This is a genomic window from Streptomyces sp. NPDC045470 (assembly GCF_040646595.1).
Taxonomy (GTDB): domain Bacteria; phylum Actinomycetota; class Actinomycetes; order Streptomycetales; family Streptomycetaceae; genus Streptomyces.
Window position 1 is genome coordinate 1 of sequence record NZ_JBEZAN010000016.1, and the last position, 17,335, is coordinate 17,335.

The following is a 17,335-nucleotide window of genomic DNA, read 5'->3' on the forward strand; positions in this document are numbered from 1 at the left end:
GGCCCGTGGCACTTGAGTGCCACGGGCCCCCGCGCTTTTCATGGAACGCATGGATGCGCACCTCGCGGCCCTGGCGACGACCACCGCCCAGGAGCTGTTCGCCCGGTCGCGGACGGACCGGTGGCACCGCTCACGCGACGAACTGACCGGTCTGCTCGCCCGGTTCAGCCCCGGCGGCGTCGACCGCGAGGCGCTCACCGACGAACTGGAGGACTCCCGCGAGGAGTTCCTGACCGCCCGGCTGGAGGGCGACCCCGCGGCGGCCGACGACGTGGAGGCCGGGTGGCGGGCGCGGCTGCGCCGCCTGCTGCGCGCGTCCCCCGCCCTGGCCGGCCCGTTGCGGGACCTGCTGGCCCGCTGGAGCGCGGCGGACGACCGGCAGGAGGACGCGGGGCCTCCGTACCGTCCCGGGCCCGGCGTCAGGAGCTGTTGACCACGTCCTCCGGGAACGTCAGCTGCCGGCTCATCCACTGGAGCGCGGCGGGCAGTTCGCGCCGCCAGGTGGCGAAGTTGTGGCTGCCCTGGTCGAGGATGATCGACTCGGCCTTCATCGGCGGCTTGACCGCGTTCAGGAACTCCTTCGCCGCCGGGTAGTTCTTCTCGCCCTCCCGGCTGGTGCCGATCAGCACCGAGACCCGCGGTGCGGGCAGGTGCGCCAGCCGCCACATCAGGTCGTGCTCCCGCTTGCGCTCGGCGCGCTCCTTGCCGTCTCCGAAGAGGTTGCCGGTGGTGGGGTCGCTGGTGACTTTGTAGTCGGGCGAGAGGGCCGCCGCCGAGGTGTACGTGCGGGGGTGCCGCATGGTGAGCTGGAGGGCGCAGCTACCGCCGGACGAGTAGCCGAGCAGCCCCCAGCCGCTGGCGGCGTGCCCGACCCGGTAGTGCTCCTTCAGCGCGGTGGGCAGGTCGCTCGCGAAGAACGTCTCCGCCTGCGGGCCGTCCGGCACGTCCACGCACTGGGTGTCGCGGGGCGGCGCGATGGTGGGCCGCAGCATGACGATGACGGTGGGCTGCATCTTCCCCTTGCCGATCAGGCCGCCGGCGGTCTGCGGCACCCGCAGGTGCTGGCCCAGCAGGAAGTGACCACCGGGGTAGCCGCTGATGGCGACGATGACGGGGAAGCGCTGGCGCTCGTACTGCTTCTGGAAGTACTGCGGCGGCAGGTAGACGTACGCGGGGTCGACGGCCTTGGTGCGCTTGCCGACGATCCGTACGGACTCCACCCGGCCCACCTTGTCGGGCGGTCCTTTGGGCAGGCCGTGCACCTTCTCCAGGTCCTCCGCGCCGGCGGGCTGCACCAGCCCCTTCGACGGGTCGCCGGCCGGGCCCGCTCCCCCGTCGCCCCACTTGGCGACCGCGCCCGGGGCGTCGTCGTACAGGCCGAGCAGTTCGTGCCAGGAACCGTAGAACTGGAAGTTGGCGTTCACCACGAGGCCGAGCGCGGCGACGATGGAGAGCTGCGTGGCGAGGATGGAACCGATACGGCCCAGCCAGGCCAGCGGGCCGCGCCTGGCGAAGCGCGGCCACTGCCAGAGCGTGACTCCCACGCACACCACGGCGACCGCGATCATGGTGTACAGCAGCGATCGGCTGGTCAGTTCCATTGCTTCCCCAGGTGTTCCCGCACGCGTTCGGACGGTCTCTGCAGACCCCATTGCGCCAGGTTTGATGCCCCTCGGACGTGCTCCGTTGCCACCTTGGCCACTTGTTCGCCGAGGCGCCCGCGCCGCCTTCCCTCCCCGTCATCCGCGGGCCGCCTGCCGTCCACCCCGCGCTCCGGGCGGCGCCCGCGCGGAGCGGGGCGCCGTCCCGGTCCGAAGGCTGGCGGCCCGGGGGCAGTGGCATCCTGGGGGCACCGGTCCGCTGGAGGGCCGCGCTCAGGGAGGACGGCGAGGACGGCGATGGTGACCGAGACGGCAGGGCAGGAATCCGTACGACCCATGCGTGCCGACGCGCGCCGCAACTACGAGCGGCTGCTGGCGGTGGCCCGCACGGCCTTCACGGACCACGGCACCGACACCTCGCTGGAGGACATCGCACGGCGTGCGGGCGTGGGGATCGGCACGCTCTACCGGCACTTCCCCAACCGGACGGCCCTGATGGGCGCCGTGTTCCAGGGCGAGGTGGACGCGCTGCTGGCGCACGCGCGGGAGCTGAGCGACGCGCCGCAGCCGTGCGCGGCGCTGGTGGAGTGGCTGCGGGCGATCATCACGCACGCCAGCACCTACCGCGGGCTGTCGCGGGCGCTGATGGCCGCGCCCGGCGACGCCAGTTCGGGGCTGTCCCGGTGCAGTGTCCCGATGCGCGAGGCGGGCGGCGAACTGCTCAGCCGCGCGCAGCAGGCCGGTGCCGTACGGTCCGATGTGAGCATCGGTGATCTGATGCAGTTGACCAACGGCATCGCCCTGGCCGCGGAGGAGTCACCGGACGACCCCCGGCTGGCCGACCGGCTGCTCACCCTGACGCTGACGGGGCTGCGCGCCGAGCAGGGGTGAGCGGGGCCGGGCGTTGCCGTGCGCCCGGGCGTGCGCCGTACGGGGCCGGGTGGCGCCGTCCGCCGTACGGGGCCGGGTGGCGCCGCCCGCCCGGCCGTTCACCGTGCGGTGCCGACGCGGCCGTACGCGCGCCGGCACCCGCTCAGCGACGGCGCGGCGCCAGGTCGGCGACCCGGCTGCCCGGCGGCTCCGTGAGGGGAGCGGCCGTACGCAGCTGGGGCCCGGAACCACCGCCGCCCGGAGCCAGATTGCGCCGTTGGCCGGGCAGCGGCACGTCCCGGCGTGGGCCGCGGCGGTCGGCCGCCACCGCCTCCGGTGCCTGCTGGGCGGCGCCCGCACCGGGGCCGCCGGCCACCGCGATCTGCACACCCTGGTCGGCCAGGGCCTGCAGCTCGGTCGCGGCCCGGTCGTCGTGGCCCGGCGGCTCGTCGGTCACCAGCCGGGTGATCACGTCGGTGGGCACCGTCTGGAACATGGTGTCCGTACCGAGCTTGGTGTGGTCGGCGAGGACCACGACCTCCGCCGCCGCCTGCACCAGCGCCCGGTCCACGCTCGCGGAGAGCATGTTGGACGTGGACAGGCCGCGCTCGGCGGTCAGGCCGCTGCCCGAGAGGAAGGCGCGGGAGACCCGCAGCCCCTGGAGCGACTGTTCGGCCCCGCTGCCGACCAGCGCGTAGTTCGACCCGCGCAGGGTGCCGCCGGTCATCACGACCTCGACACGGTTGGCGTGGGCCAACGCCTGGGCGACCAGGAGGGAGTTGGTGACCACGGTCAGACCGGGCACCCGAGCGAGCCGGCGGGCCAGCTCCTGCGTGGTGGTCCCGGCGCCGACCACGATGGCCTCGCCTTCTTCGACGAAGCCGGCGGCGAGATCGGCGATGGCCGTCTTCTCCGCGGTCGCTAGATGGGATTTCTGTGGGAAGCCGGACTCCCGGGCGAAACCGCCCGGCAAGACCGCACCGCCGTGCCGGCGGTCGAGCAGTCCTTCTGCCTCCAGCGCCCGCACGTCCCGCCGTACGGTTACTTCGGAGGTCTGGACGACGCGGGCGAGCTCACGGAGCGACACCGCTCCGTTCGCGCGCACCATTTCGAGGATCAGTTGGCGACGTTCTGCAGCGAACACGAAACTGACAGTAACGCCAACGACCGTCTGCTTTCAGCAGGTTGCACCAATTAACGGAAGTTGTTCGTTACCGACCCTCGCACGTGGTATATGCCGCTGGCCGGTCACTCAGGGACACCAGACTGCCACGAACCGGCCCCCGCCGCCTGCCTTCCGCGGCAGGACGGCACCGGAAGCGGTACGCGGAACGGCCCGCCGCGCGGGCGGGCGCACCCCGTCCCAAGGGGTGCCGCACCGCCCGCCGGGCGGACCGTTCATCCGGCTGGCCGCGGTCTATTCGCTGGACATCTTGCGCGTGTGCAGTTGCCGCGCCACCTCGGCGATCGACCCGGACAGCGACGGGTAGACCGTGAACGCGCTGGCGATCTGCTCCACCGTGAGGTTGTTGTCCACCGCGATCGAGATCGGGTGGATCAGCTCACTGGCGCGCGGCGAGACGACCACACCGCCCACCACAATGCCCGTGCCGGGGCGGCAGAACAGCTTCACGAAACCGTCCCGGATGCCCTGCATCTTCGCGCGCGGGTTACGCAGCAGCGGCAGCTTGACGACCCGGGCGTCTATCCGGCCCGCGTCCACGTCCGCCTGGCTGTAACCGACGGTGGCGATCTCCGGGTCGGTGAAGACGTTCGCGGAGACGGTCTTGAGGTTGAGCGGCGTCACCGCGTCACCCAGGAAGTGGTACATCGCGATCCGGCCCTGCATCGCGGCGACCGAGGCCAGCGCGAACACGCCGGTGCAGTCGCCCGCCGCGTAGACGCCGGGGGCCGAGGTGCGCGAGACCTTGTCCGTCCAGATGTGGCCGGACTCCTTCAGCCGTACGCCGGCCTCTTCGAGCCCTATGCCCGCGGTGTTCGGGATGGAGCCCACCGCCATCAGGCAGTGCGAGCCGGTGATCGTACGGCCGTCCGACAGGGTGACCTCGACGCGGTCGCCCACCCTCTTGGCGGAGGCGGCACGCGAGCGCGCCATGACGTTCATGCCGCGGCGGCGGAAGACGTCCTCCAGGACGGCGGCGGCGTCCGGGTCCTCGCCGGGGAGCACCCGGTCGCGGGAGGAGACGAGGGTGACGCGGGAGCCGAGCGCCTGATAGGCGCCCGCGAACTCGGCGCCGGTGACGCCGGAGCCGACCACGATCAGCTCTTCCGGCAGCTCGTCCAGGTCGTAGACCTGCGTCCAGTTCAGGATGCGCTCGCCGTCGGGCTGCGCGTCCGGGATCTCGCGCGGGTGCGCGCCGGTCGAGACGAGGACCGCGTCGGCGGTCAGCGTCTCCTCCGTACCGTCCGCGGCGGTGACCGTGACCGTGCGCGAACCGTCCGGCGACTGCCCCGGCTCCAGACGGCCGCGGCCGCGCATCACCCGGCCACCCGCGCGGGTGACGGAGGCCGTGATGTCGTGCGACTGGGCGAGCGCGAGGCGCTTCACCCGGCGGTTGACCTTGCCGAGGTCCACCCCGACGACGCGCGCGGGACGGTCGATCGGCGGCGTGTCGTCCGCGACGATGATGCCCAGCTCGTCGTACGACGAGTCGAAGGTGGTCATCACCTCGGCCGTCGCGATGAGGGTCTTGGACGGGACGCAGTCGGTCAGCACCGACGCCCCGCCCAGGCCGTCGCAGTCGACGACGGTCACCTCCGCGCCGAGAGAGGCGCCCACCAGGGCCGCCTCGTATCCGCCGGGTCCGCCACCGATGATCACGATCCGAGTCACGTCCTCCATTGTCCCGTACGCCCGCGCCGGGTTACCCCCCGGGGGCCGCCGTTCGAACCTCACGTACCACGAGCGCACCCCTGGACCTCCCGTACCCTCGGAACCATGTCGCTCTACGCCGCGTACGCCGGCAACCTCGACGCGCGGCTGATGACCCGCCGCGCTCCGCACTCGCCGCTGCGCGGCACCGGCTGGCTCAACGGCTGGCGGCTCACGTTCGGTGGGGAGCAGATGGGCTGGGAGGGAGCGCTCCCGACGATCGTCGAGGCCCCCCGCTCGCAGGTCTTCGTCGCCCTCTACGACATCGCCCCGATGGACGAGGAGTCCATGGACCGCTGGGAGGGCGTGGGCATGGACATCTACCGCCGTATGCGCGTACGGGTCCACACCCTCGACGGCGACGAGGCCGCCTGGCTGTACGTCCTCAACGGCTACGAGGGCGGTCTGCCCGCGGCCCGTTACCTCGGCGAGATCGCCGACGCGGCGGAGTCGGCCGGGGCGCCGCACGACTATGTGATGGAGCTGCGGAAGCGTCCCTGCTGAGGGGAGGACGGCCGGAGCGGGCGGCGCCCCGGACGCCGTCCGGCCCCCGTCGGCGCGGCCCGCGAACCGGGCGGCGGGACCGGTGCGGCCCGTGCCTGCCGGTGTAACGCCCACGCATTCGTAGAGAGCTACGAACAGATCGGCGGGATGCCGTCGGCGAGGACATCTACGCGCGTAGGCATTTACCGGCTACCCTCGTCCGCGTGAACGCATCTGTTACCCCGGACATCGCGCGCGACCCGCAGGGCGCCGCTGCCGACGCCGCCGCCCGCCTGCGCGAGCTGACCGGCGCCGAGACCCACGACGTCGCCCTGGTGATGGGCTCCGGCTGGGCCCCGGCCGCCGAGGAGCTGGGCGCGCCCGAGCACGAATTCCCGGTCACCGAGCTGCCCGGCTTCCCGGCGCCGGCCGTCGAGGGCCACGGCGGCAAGTTCCGCTCGTACAAGATCGGTGACAAGCGGGCCCTGGTCTTCCTGGGCCGTACGCACTACTACGAGGGCCGCGGTGTGGCCCCCGTCGTGCACGGTGTGCGGACCGCCGTCGCCGCGGGCTGCAAGACCGTGGTGCTCACCAACGGGTGCGGCGGTCTGCGCGACGGCATGCGCCCCGGCCAGCCGGTCCTCATCAGCGACCACCTGAACATGACCGCCACCTCCCCGATCGTCGGCGCGCGCTTCGTCGACCTGACGGACCTGTACTCGCAGCGGCTGCGCGCGCTGTGCAAGGAGGTCGACGCGACGCTGGAGGAGGGCGTGTACGCCCAGCTCCCCGGCCCGCACTACGAGACCCCGGCCGAGATCAAGATGCTCCGCACCCTGGGCGCGGACCTGGTCGGCATGTCCACCGTCCTGGAGGCCATCGCCGCCCGCGAGGCCGGCGCCGAGGTGCTCGGGCTGTCGCTGGTGACGAACCTCGCCGCGGGCATGACCGGTGAGCCGCTCAACCACGAAGAGGTCCTGCAGGCCGGGCGCGACTCCGCGACCCGCATGGGCAGCCTGCTCGCGCAGGTGCTCGGCAAGCTCTGAGCCGCGCGCGGCAGAGCAGCGGTACGGGGCGTTCTCGGGCGCCCCGTACGGCGTTCGGGGTACCTGCGCGGGTGCTCCGTACGGCGTCAGGGGCGCCCGCCGGCGCTCCGCAGGCATGAAGCCGGGGTGTCCCGGTGGCGCGGCGCGCGGCCGGTGTCCGCGCGCCCGCCGGTCGAACCATCGCGCGGAGTGGGTAAGCGTTAACGCGCCGAGCGCTTCCCCCACCACCGCAACCAGAGGCAGGAGCATCACGTGGCAACCGATCCCGCGGAGCTGATCAGCCGGGCGAAGGCATGGCTGGCCGAGGACCCCGACCTCGAAACCCGCGAAGAGCTGGGCAAGCTGATCGACGCCGAGGACTTGGACGAGCTGTCCGCCCGGTTCGCGGGCACCTTGCAGTTCGGCACCGCCGGGCTCCGCGGTGAGCTGGGCGCGGGCCCGATGCGGATGAACCGCGCCGTCGTCATCCGCGCGGCGGCCGGGCTGGCCGCGTACCTCAAGGACCAGGGCCGGGCCGGGGGCCTGGTCGTCGTCGGGTACGACGCCCGCTACAAGAGCGCGGACTTCGCGCGGGACACCGCGGCCGTGATGGTGGGTGCCGGACTGCGCGCCGCGGTCCTGCCGCGCCCGCTGCCCACCCCCGTGCTGGCCTTCGCCATACGGCACCTGGGCGCCGTCGCGGGCGTCGAGGTCACCGCCAGCCACAACCCGCCACGCGACAACGGCTACAAGGTGTACCTGGGGGACGGCTCGCAGATCGTGCCGCCCGCCGACGGGCTGATCGCGGAGCGGATCGCGGCGGTGCGGTCGCTGGACGACGTGCCGCGGCCGGAGCAGGGCTGGGAGGTGCTGGGCGAGGACGTGCTCCAGGCGTACCTGGAGCGTACGGACGCGGTGCTCACGCCGGGCTCGCCGCGCGACACCCACGTGGTCTACACGCCGATGCACGGCGTCGGCCGGGACGTGCTGGTCGCCGCCTTCGCGCGGGCCGGCTTCCCGGCGCCGACCGTGGTCGCCGAGCAGGCCGAGCCGGACCCGGACTTCCCGACCGTGGCCTTCCCCAACCCGGAGGAACCGGGCGCGATGGACCTGTCCTTCGCGACCGCGCGCTCCGTCGGCCCGGACATCGTCATCGCCAACGACCCGGACGCGGACCGCTGCGCCGTCGCCGTGCCGGACCCCGGTACCAAGGACGGCTGGCGGATGCTGCGGGGTGACGAGGTGGGCGCGCTGCTGGCCGCGCACCTGGTCGGCAAGCAGGCGACCGGCACCTTCGCCACCACGATCGTGTCGTCCTCGCTGATGTCGCGGATCGCCGCCGCGGCCTCGCTGCCGTACGAGGAGACGCTGACCGGCTTCAAGTGGCTGGCCCGGGTGGACGGCCTGCGGTACGCGTACGAGGAGGCGCTGGGCTACTGCGTCGACCCCGAGGGCGTACGGGACAAGGACGGCATCACCGCCGCCCTGCTGATCACCGAGCTGACGGCCGAACTGAAGCAGTCCGGCCGCACGCTGACGGACCTGCTGGACGACCTGGCGTTGCAGTTCGGCCTGCACGCCACCGACCAGCTTTCGGTCCGCGTCGAGGATCTGTCGCTGATCGCCGACGCCATGCGGCGGCTGCGCGAGCAGCCGCCGGCCGCACTGGCGGGCCTGGCCGTGTCGTCCTCCGACGACCTCTCCCGGGGGACGGACACCCTGCCGCCCACCGACGGCCTGCGCTACTACCTCGCGGGCTCGGAGCAGGACGGCGTGGAGGCAGGCCGGGTGGTGGTCCGGCCCAGCGGTACCGAGCCCAAGCTGAAGTGCTACCTGGAGGTCGTGGTGCCGGTGGCCGACGCCCAGGGGCTGGGCGCGGCGCGCGCCAAGGCCGACGCGGTGCTCGGTGCGATCAAGGCGGACCTGTCGGCGGCGGCCGGCATCTGACCTGACCGCGCACACGGCTGTCACGTAGGACGGGCCCCGGGACCACGGCGTTCCGGGGCCCGATCCGTTTCCCCCGTACGGGTGGCAGCCGTACTGCACCTGCCGCAACGCGCCCGTCCGGCGTCCGGCACCTCGGGACACCCTGGTCTGGTCCGACAACCTGCCCGGCCCACCCAGGAGTTGCCGCAGTGCCCCCGACCGCGCCCGGTCCGACCGCGTCCCCTTCGACCGCGCCCGGCCCGGCCGCCGTCTCCGCACCGGTCGCGGGCCCCGCTTCCCGCGGTCCCGCCGCGCGGGCGGCCGGGGACCTGCTGCGCCGCGCCGGGCCCGCGCTGCTCGGCTACACCGCCGTACGGCTGCTGGGCACCCTCGTGCTGATGAAGTGGGCGCATCTCCAGCACCGCGGTCTGTGGCCGCTGCTGGCCGACCGGTGGGATTCCCGCTGGTACCTGGGGATCGCGGACCACGGCTACGCGTACGCGTTCGACGCGGACGGCTTCAACGAGAGCAACCTCGCGTTCTTCCCGCTGTACCCGGTGGTGGTGAAGGCCGTCGCGGGAGTCACACCGGGCTCGCGTGCCTCGGTCGGGGTGGTCGTCGCGGTCGGCTGTGCGCTGCTGGCCGCCTGGGGGATCTTCGCGGTGGGCGACCGGCTCCACGGGGCGCGGGTCGGCACCGTGCTGGCCGTGCTGTGGGGTGCCACGCCGGTCGCCCTCGTGCAGTGGATGGGCTATACGGAGTCGCTGTTCACGGCGCTGGTGGCGTGGTCCCTGTACGCCGTGCTGGCCGACCGCTGGGTCGCGGCCGGTGTGCTCTGCCTGCTCGCCGGCCTCACCCGCCCCACCGGTCTCGCGCAGGTCGCGGCGGTCTGTGTCAGCGCCGTCGTCGCCCTGTGGCGCCTGCGCCGCGCCGCCCTCGTTCCGGAGCCCGCGGACTCCGGCGCGCCGCCCGCGCCGGAGTCCGTACCGGGCCGGGCGCCGGAGCCCGCCCCGGAGCCCGCGCCCCTCGCCGCGGACCGCGACCGGGTGCGCCGGATCGTCCTCGGCGCGCTGCTGGCGCCGCTCGGCTGGCTCGCGTACGTCGGGTGGGTGGGCCTGCGGCTGGGCCGCGCCGACGGCTATTTCGCGGTCCAGCGGCAGTGGGAGAACCAGTGGGACGGCGGCAGGGAGACGCTGCGTACGCTGCGCGACCTCTTGATGTACCCGTCGCACCCACAGCTCTTCCTGGTCGTGGTGGCGCTGGTGCTGATCGTGTCGGTGGCGCTGTTCATCCTGTGCGTGGGCGACCGGCAGCCCCTGCCGCTGCTGGTCTTCAGCGCCGCCCTGCTGCTGATCGTCCTGGGCAGCGGCGGCGTCTTCTTCCCCCGGGCCCGCTTCCTGCTGCCCGGTTTCCCGCTGCTGCTCCCCCTGGCCCTGGCGATCGCCCGGGCACACCGCCGCGTCGCCGTGCTGGCCCTGGCGGGTGCCGCGCTGGGCTCGGCGTACTTCGGGGCGTACATGTCCCTGGTGTACGGCGGCCCACCGTGACCCGCCCGCACAACTGCCCGCGCGCTCCCGGACCGCTCAGGGGGCGGGGCGGTGGCGGAGGTGGACCATGCCGTTGCGGAAGCGGCGTTCTTCGAGCGGTTCGAGGTCCAGCCGGACGCCGGCGGGGAAGTACGGGGTGCCGCCGCCCACCAGGACCGGGGTGAGGAAAAGGTGGTACTCGTCGACCAGGCCCGCCCGGATCGTCTGCGCGGCCAGCCCGGGGCCGCCCACGGCCAGGTCCCGTCGGGCCGGCGCCTTGGGGTGTGGGACCGCCGCCGGGTCGAATCCACGTTCCAGACGGGTCCTGGCGGTCGTCACCGACTCCGGCGTCGTGGAGTAGACGATCTTGTCAGCGCCGCGCCACAGCTCCGCGAAGTCCCGGACCGCCGGTGACGACTCGTCATGGGCGTCCACGGCCTCCCAGACGGCCATCGTCTCGTACATCCGGCGGCCGAAGAGGCAGGTGCCGCACGAGCGCATCAGCTCGTTGACGAAACCGTGCGCCTCCTCGTCCGGGGCGGCCCAGGTGAACGCACCCTGCGCGTCCGCCGCGTGCCCGTCGAGCGACGTGATGGCCGAGTAGATCAGCTTGCCCACCGCGGTCTCCTACCCGCCGCCCGGTGCCCGCCGTACGACCGGCACCGCACGCCACACCGCGGCGCCGCACGCGACGCTCCCGGCACCGCGTCTAGACGGTGACGAGGACCACCAGCGCCACCGCGCCCACCACGCACGGCGCCAGGATCTCGTACGCCCACTTCACCACCGGAGCGCCCTGCGCGCCCTTCCGCGCGGCGCCCCGCTCCTGGAGTTCCCGCAGTTCGTCGAGCGACCGGTCGGCGGTGGCCCGCGGCACACCGGACTCCGCGCCGGAGCCGAGGTGCGCGTCACCACGGCCGCGCGCCGGGCGCCCCGCGGCGGCGCGCTGCGCCTGCCGGTTCGCCCTCTTGCGCTGCCGCAGCGACACCGGAATCGACCAGAGCTGGTACTTCGTACCGTCCGCGGTGAAGACCTCGCTGGAGAACGACGCCCGCAGGTCGGCGACCGCCGCCCAGGGCAGCGTGATCGTACGGAACGGGTTGCGCACCAGCAGCCGGTCCGCACCGGCCCGCACCAGCGGGCGCAGCGTGAAGGCGACCACCAGCGGCACCGCGAACAGCAGCCCGGCCACCGCCGTGAGCTTGGTGTGCGCCGTGCCGCGCACCAGCGCGTCACCGCCCAGCCAGGCGGCCAGCGCGAGCAGCAGCACTCCGCCGACGAGGGCCGCGGGCGAGCGGTAGCTGCGGTCCGCGTACTGCTCCTGCGGCGTGGAGGACTGTTCCGGGCTCGTCATGCCTGCGATTCTGCCTGAGCGTCCGGAACCCGGACGTTGCGGTACGGCATCATTCGTACGCGGGGCGCCCGCGCCCGGCGGCCACGCCCGGCGCCCGCGCCCGGTGCCCGCCCCCTCGGTCCGCCGTCTCAGTCCGCCACCAGATCGGCGTAGACCACGATGTTGTCCGGCCGGTGGCCGTCCACCAGATCGCCGCCGCAGGTCACCAGGCGCAGCTCGGGCCGGTCGGTGTCGCCGTAGACCCGCTGGGTGGGGAACGCCTTCTTGTCGACCTGCTGGAGCGCCCGGACGGCGAAGACCGCGGTGCGCCCGTCCGCCCGGTCGACGTAGATCTTGTCGCCGGGCCCGATGCGGCCGACGTTCCGCAGGACGGCGGGGCCGTCGACGGTGTCGTAGTGGCCTATGAGGACGGCGGGCCCGGTCTCACCGGGGGTGACGCCCTGGTCGTACCAGCCGATCCGGTCGGCCTGCGCCACGGACGGCACCTGCGCCGTGCCGTCGGCGGTGAGTCCCAGGCCGAGGACCGGGCCGGTGTTCACACCGGCGGCCGGTATGCGGACGCGTACCGGCCGGGAGGCGGGCAGGGCGGCCGGGGCCGGCGCGCGCGGGGCCGCGGCGGGGGCGCCGACGTTCGCGACGTGCACGGGCGGCGCCGCCCCGGAGGCGCCGCTGCCCAGGACACCCCGGGCGATCAGTACGCCGCCCGCCACGAGGAGGAGCAGACTGGCCGCCGTCAGCAGACGGCCCGGCAGGCGCCGGTCAGAGCCCCGGCTCAGCACCCCGTTCCCTCGGACTGACGGCGTCGGCGCACCGCGAAGACGACGCCCGCCGCACCGGCCGCGGCGAACAGGCCGCCCGCGGCGAACAGCGGGGTGGTGTCCGGCTGCTCCAGGTTCTCGTAACCGGCGGCCACGGCGCCCTTGGGCAGCACCTTGGTCTGGCTGCCGGTCGGCGTGGCCTGGGCGCCGACCGCGCCCGGGCTCTTGCTGCCCGCGGGCTTGGCGCCGGGCGCGCCGCTCTTGGCGGGCTTCGCGGCCGGGGCGCAGCCCTGGGGCAGGGCGGGGAAGTTGGCGGTGCCGGGCGGGTAGTTTCCGCCCTGCATCTTGAAGCGGAGCTTGGGGCGGGCGCCGTACGGGTCGACGATCTTCGCGCCGAAGCGGGCCAGGGTCGGGTGCGCACGGTCGAGGCGGGCGCCCGGTACGGCGTTGCCCGGACCGTCCTCGAACGTCGCCGAGGGCCCCTGCGGACCACGCTTCAGTACGGCGAGGGTGCCGCCGCCGATGGCCACGCGGCGGGTGACGGTGCAGCTCTTGCGGCTGCCGGAGGCCGTGCCGCTGTCGGTCCGGTGCGCGGTGGGCCGGCCCTGCGGGTGTGCGGTGGCCTGGCCCGCCTGGTGTCTGCCGGCCGTGTCGCCACCGGCCGACTTGCCGCCCGCCGCGGGCGCGGCGGACTGCGGCAACGCGAAGCTCCTCGCGCCGCCGGGGCCGCCGCTGACGTGCAGCTTCGGCGACGTGCCCGAGAGGCCGGTCAGCCGCAGGGACAGGCCCTTGAGGTGTGCGCTCGGGTGCTCGCGGTCGAGCAGGCCGAGCACCCGGACCAGGTACCAGTCGCCCGGCTTCCACTGCGGACCGACATAACGGATCCACGCCTCCGGTCCGCCCGCGGCGGGCACGTTGCGCAACACGGCCACCATGCCGTTGCCGATGGCGACCGGCTTGCCCTCGTAGCGGGCGGTGGGGTCGGCGGCGGACTGCGCGGCAGTGGCCACTGTGACGGGCGTGGTGGTCGTTGCGGGGGTGGCGGCGAAGGCGCCGGAGGCGGAGCCGAGAACGGCGGCCCCCAGGGCGGCGGACGCGACGGCGGCACGCAGTGTGCGGCGGGCGGACTGTGCGGTCATGCGGACCCCCGGGGGATGGTCGGTCGTTCGGCGACGTGACCACATCCGCCGCCCTTCGTGCGGAAGGCCGGAAAGTGCTGCGGTGCGGTGCGGCACTACTGAAGGTAGGGGACCGCCGTGACGACCCGTCCGCTGTTGTGTAACGGTCGCCGCACAGAAGCGCATCACTCCCCCGCGCGCCTGTTACAGAACGCCTGCGCACAGCCGTTACGGGGCCCCTGCGCACGTTGTTACGGAGCGCTCGCGCGAAACGGCCGCACGCCCCCCGTGCCCCGCCGCGAACGGCGCCGGCGCACCCGGCCGGACGGCCGCCGCGCCCGTATCCGTCCGCGGGGGGTGACATGCAGCTACGCGCGTAGATATGCTCCCCTCGTGACCATGCCCACCACTGTTCCCGCATACGGCAAGGAAGCCGCGGGGCGTCTGGCGTCGATGGCGGACGTGACCGCTTCCGACGGTGCGCTGCGCCGCTTCCTGCACGGCCTCCCGGGCGTCGACGCGGTCGGCCTCCAGGCCCGCGCCGCGACCCTCGGCACCCGCTCGATCAAGACCACGGCGAAGGCGTACGCCATCGATCTCGCCATCTCGATGATCGACCTGACGACGCTCGAAGGAGCGGACACCCCGGGCAAGGTCCGGGCCCTGTGCGCCAAGGGGATCAACCCCGATCCCACCGACCGCGGCACCCCCAAGGTCGCCGCGATCTGCGTCTACCCCGACATGGTGGCGACCGCCAAGGAGGCCCTGACCGGCTCCGGCATCCACGTCGCCTCCGTCGCCACCGCCTTCCCGGCGGGACGGGCCGCGCTGCCCGTCAAGCTGGCCGACACCCGTGACGCGGTCGCGGCCGGCGCCGACGAGATCGACATGGTGATCGACCGGGGCGCGTTCCTGTCCGGCCGGTACCTGTCCGTCTTCGAGGAGATCAAGCAGGTCAAGGAGGCGTGCCGCCGCGAGGACGGTTCGTACGCCCACCTGAAGGTCATCTTCGAGACCGGCGAGCTCCAGACGTACGACAACGTGCGCCGGGTCTCCTGGCTCGCGATGCTCGCGGGCGCGGACTTCATCAAGACGTCGACCGGCAAGGTCGCGGTCAACGCCACCCCGCCGGTGACCCTGCTGATGCTGGAGGCCGTCCGCGACTTCCACGCCACGACCGGCGTGCAGGTCGGCGTGAAGCCGGCCGGCGGCATCCGTACGACCAAGGACGCGATGAAGTACCTGGTCATGGTCAACGAGACGCTGGGCGAGGAGTGGCTGACCGCGGACTGGTTCCGCTTCGGCGCCTCCAGCCTGCTCAACGACCTGCTGATGCAGCGGCAGAAGCTCGGCACCGGCCGCTACTCCGGCCCCGACTACGTCACGGTGGACTGAACCGATGAGCTCAGTATTCGCATACGCACCGGCGCCCGAGTCGCGCGCCGTCGTCGACATCGCGCCGTCCTACGGCCTGTTCATCGACGGCGAGTTCACCGAGGCGGCCGGCGGCAAGGTCTTCAAGACCGTCTCGCCCGCGAACGAGGAGGTCCTCTCCGAGGTCGCGCAGGCCGGCTCCGAGGACGTGGAGCGCGCCGTCAAGGCCGCCCGCAAGGCGTTCGAGAAGTGGTCGGCGCTGCCCGGCGCCGAGCGCGCCAAGTACCTCTTCCGCATCGCGCGGATCATCCAGGAGCGCTCCCGCGAGCTGGCCGTGCTGGAGTCGCTGGACAACGGCAAGCCGATCCGCGAGTCCCGCGACTCGGACCTGCCGCTGGTCGCCGCGCACTTCTTCTACTACGCGGGCTGGGCCGACAAGCTGGGCCACGCGGGCTACGGCGCCGACCCGAAGCCGCTGGGCGTGGCCGGCCAGGTCATCCCGTGGAACTTCCCGCTGCTGATGCTGGCGTGGAAGATCGCCCCGGCGCTGGCCTGCGGCAACACCGTGGTCCTCAAGCCCGCCGAGACCACGCCGCTGTCCGCGCTGTTCTTCGCGGACATCTGCCGTCAGGCGGGCCTGCCGAAGGGTGTCGTCAACATCCTGACCGGTGACGGTTCGACCGGCGCCGAGCTGGTCGCGCACCCGGACGTGAACAAGGTCGCCTTCACCGGCTCGACCGAGGTCGGCAAGGCCATCGCCCGTACCGTCGCCGGTACGGACAAGAAGCTCACCCTGGAGCTGGGCGGCAAGGCCGCGAACATCGTCTTCGACGACGCGCCGATCGACCAGGCCGTCGAGGGCATCGTCAACGGCATCTTCTTCAACCAGGGCCACGTCTGCTGCGCGGGCTCGCGCCTGCTGGTGCAGGAGTCCGTGCAGGACGAGCTGCTGGCGGCGCTCAAGCGCCGGATGAGCACGCTGCGCGTCGGCGACCCGCTGGACAAGAACACCGACATCGGCGCCGTCAACTCCGCCGAGCAACTGGCCCGTATCACGGAGCTGGCCGACGCGGGCGAGTCCGAGGGCGCCGAGCGCTGGGCCCCGGCCTGCGAACTGCCCGACACGGGCTACTGGTTCGCGCCGACGCTGTTCACCGGCGTCACCCAGGCCCACCGCATCGCCCAGGAGGAGATCTTCGGGCCGGTGCTGTCGGTGCTCACCTTCCGTACGCCGGAGGAGGCCGTCGCCAAGGCCAACAACACCCCGTACGGGCTGTCGGCGGGCGTCTGGACGGAGAAGGGCTCGCGCATCCTGTGGATGGCGAGCAAGCTCCGGGCGGGCATCGTCTGGTCCAACACGTTCAACAAGTTCGACCCGGCCTCGCCGTTCGGCGGCTACAAGGAGTCGGGCTTCGGCCGCGAGGGCGGCCGGCACGGTCTGGAGGCGTACCTCGATGTCTGATCGCTTGAGCGTTCTCAAGACCTACAAGCTGTACGTCGGGGGCAAGTTCCCCCGGTCCGAGAGCGGGCGGGTGTACGAGGTGACCGACGCAAAGGGCAAGTGGCTCGCCAACGCCCCGCTGTCCTCCCGTAAGGACGCCCGGGACGCGGTGGTCGCGGCCCGTAAGGCGTTCGGCGGCTGGTCCGGTGCGACCGCGTACAACCGCGGTCAGATCCTCTACCGCGTCGCGGAGATGCTGGAGGGCCGCCGCGAGCAGTTCGCCGCGGAGGTCGCCGACGCCGAGGGCCTGTCGAAGGCCAAGGCCGCGGCGCAGGTGGACGCGGCGATCGACCGCTGGGTCTGGTACGCGGGCTGGTCCGACAAGGTCGCCCAGATCGCGGGTTCGGCGAACCCGGTCGCCGGGCCGTACTTCAACCTGTCCTCGCCGGAGCCGACCGGTGTGGTGGCCGTACTGGCGCCGCAGGAGTCGTCGTTCCTCGGCCTGGTGTCGGTGATCGCCCCGGCGATCGTCACGGGCAACACCGTCGTGGTCGTCACGAGCGAGAAGTCGCCGCTGCCCGCGCTGTCCTTGGGCGAGGTGCTGGCCACCTCCGACCTGCCGGGCGGCGTGGTCAACGTGCTGTCCGGCCGCGTCAACGAGCTGGGCGGGCCGCTGGCCGCGCACCAGGACGTCAACGCGATCGACCTGGCGGGCGCCGCGGGCGACGCGGAGCTGGTCAAGGCGCTGGAGACGGCCGCGGCCGACAACCTCAAGCGCGTGCTGCGTCCACAGGCTGTGGACGGCGCCGCCGACTGGGCCGCCGACCCCGGTACGGAACGGATGCTGGCCTTCCTGGAGACGAAGACCGTCTGGCACCCGATGGGAGTCTGATCCCCCGGCCCGCGCGCGTCCGTGCCCGCGAGCCACTGCCTCCGCGCGCGTCCGCGCCCGCGGAAGTACGCCGC

16 protein-coding genes are annotated in these 17,335 nt (G+C 73.3%); 9 read left to right on the forward strand and 7 right to left on the reverse strand.

The annotated features are described in order from the left end of the window. The first annotated feature begins 49 nt into the window (after positions 1–49). A complete protein-coding gene (locus AB0A97_RS31875) occupies positions 50–433 on the forward strand; it encodes a hypothetical protein (protein WP_361156398.1) in 384 nt (127 codons plus the stop codon). On the opposite strand, the gene AB0A97_RS31880 is transcribed toward AB0A97_RS31875, so the two are convergent. After that, a complete protein-coding gene (locus tag AB0A97_RS31880; RefSeq protein ID WP_361156401.1) occupies positions 420–1,601 on the reverse strand; it encodes an alpha/beta hydrolase-fold protein in 1,182 nt (393 codons plus the stop codon). The genes AB0A97_RS31875 and AB0A97_RS31880 overlap by 14 nt on opposite strands. Positions 1,602–1,937: 336 nt before the next feature. Between AB0A97_RS31880 and AB0A97_RS31885 the strand changes: the two genes are divergently transcribed. Next, a complete protein-coding gene (locus tag AB0A97_RS31885; protein ID WP_174857163.1) occupies positions 1,938–2,492 on the forward strand; it encodes a TetR/AcrR family transcriptional regulator in 555 nt (184 codons plus the stop codon). Positions 2,493–2,634: 142 nt separating this feature from the next. Here AB0A97_RS31885 and AB0A97_RS31890 read toward each other — a convergent pair whose 3' ends face one another. Together AB0A97_RS31890 and AB0A97_RS31895 are read right to left on the reverse strand one after the other, a co-directional pair. Next, complete coding sequence (locus AB0A97_RS31890; RefSeq protein ID WP_361156404.1) at positions 2,635–3,615, reverse strand: DeoR/GlpR family DNA-binding transcription regulator; 981 nt, start codon at positions 3,613–3,615, stop codon at positions 2,635–2,637. Between the two features lie 273 nt (positions 3,616–3,888). Beyond that, positions 3,889–5,334, reverse strand: a complete 1,446-nt coding sequence (locus tag AB0A97_RS31895) for an NAD(P)H-quinone dehydrogenase (protein ID WP_361156406.1) — start codon at positions 5,332–5,334, stop codon at positions 3,889–3,891. A 96-nt stretch (positions 5,335–5,430) separates the two neighbouring features. Between AB0A97_RS31895 and AB0A97_RS31900 the strand changes: the two genes are divergently transcribed. The 4 genes from AB0A97_RS31900 (at position 5,431) to AB0A97_RS31915 (ending at position 10,345) form a co-directional block, all read left to right on the forward strand. Continuing rightward, positions 5,431–5,868, forward strand: coding sequence for a gamma-glutamylcyclotransferase (locus tag AB0A97_RS31900; RefSeq protein WP_030017478.1), 438 nt, complete (start codon positions 5,431–5,433; stop codon positions 5,866–5,868). Between the two features lie 203 nt (positions 5,869–6,071). After that, the gene (locus tag AB0A97_RS31905) at positions 6,072–6,893 is read left to right on the forward strand and encodes a purine-nucleoside phosphorylase (RefSeq protein WP_361156409.1); all 822 of its coding nucleotides are present in this window, start codon (positions 6,072–6,074) and stop codon (positions 6,891–6,893) included. A gap of 252 nt (positions 6,894–7,145) precedes the next feature. Next, positions 7,146–8,819 carry a phospho-sugar mutase gene (locus AB0A97_RS31910; RefSeq protein ID WP_361156412.1) on the forward strand — a complete coding sequence of 558 codons (1,674 nt, stop codon included), beginning with the start codon at positions 7,146–7,148 and terminating at the stop codon, positions 8,817–8,819. A gap of 188 nt (positions 8,820–9,007) precedes the next feature. Next, positions 9,008–10,345 (forward strand): hypothetical protein, encoded by a 1,338-nt coding sequence (locus AB0A97_RS31915; RefSeq protein WP_361156415.1) that lies wholly within the window; start codon positions 9,008–9,010, stop codon positions 10,343–10,345. 36 nt (positions 10,346–10,381) lie between these two features. Here the strand turns inward: AB0A97_RS31915 and AB0A97_RS31920 are convergent, their stop codons facing one another. The 4 genes from AB0A97_RS31920 to AB0A97_RS31935 form a co-directional block, all read right to left on the reverse strand. After that, positions 10,382–10,942 (reverse strand): dihydrofolate reductase family protein, encoded by a 561-nt coding sequence (locus AB0A97_RS31920; RefSeq protein ID WP_361156417.1) that lies wholly within the window; start codon positions 10,940–10,942, stop codon positions 10,382–10,384. A gap of 91 nt (positions 10,943–11,033) precedes the next feature. After that, the gene (locus AB0A97_RS31925) at positions 11,034–11,678 is read right to left on the reverse strand and encodes a PH domain-containing protein (RefSeq protein ID WP_361156419.1); all 645 of its coding nucleotides are present in this window, start codon (positions 11,676–11,678) and stop codon (positions 11,034–11,036) included. A 128-nt stretch (positions 11,679–11,806) separates the two neighbouring features. Next, positions 11,807–12,457, reverse strand: coding sequence for a class F sortase (locus tag AB0A97_RS31930; protein ID WP_361156422.1), 651 nt, complete (start codon positions 12,455–12,457; stop codon positions 11,807–11,809). Continuing rightward, positions 12,451–13,575, reverse strand: a complete 1,125-nt coding sequence (locus AB0A97_RS31935; RefSeq protein WP_361156425.1) for a hypothetical protein — start codon at positions 13,573–13,575, stop codon at positions 12,451–12,453. Before AB0A97_RS31935 ends, AB0A97_RS31930 begins: the two co-directional genes overlap by 7 nt. 378 nt (positions 13,576–13,953) lie before the next feature. Between AB0A97_RS31935 and deoC the strand changes: the two genes are divergently transcribed. From deoC to AB0A97_RS31950, 3 genes are read left to right on the forward strand one after another with little or no spacing between them, the layout of a single operon-like run. After that, positions 13,954–14,949 (forward strand): deoxyribose-phosphate aldolase, encoded by a 996-nt coding sequence (deoC, locus tag AB0A97_RS31940; RefSeq protein WP_361156790.1) that lies wholly within the window; start codon positions 13,954–13,956, stop codon positions 14,947–14,949. A 4-nt stretch (positions 14,950–14,953) separates the two neighbouring features. Beyond that, entirely contained in the window at positions 14,954–16,390 is a 1,437-nt protein-coding gene (locus AB0A97_RS31945; protein ID WP_361156427.1) for an aldehyde dehydrogenase family protein, read from the forward strand. Then, entirely contained in the window at positions 16,383–17,261 is an 879-nt protein-coding gene (locus AB0A97_RS31950) for an aldehyde dehydrogenase family protein (protein WP_361156430.1), read from the forward strand. The genes AB0A97_RS31945 and AB0A97_RS31950 overlap by 8 nt, the downstream gene beginning before the upstream one ends. The last annotated feature ends 74 nt before the right edge of the window (positions 17,262–17,335 follow it).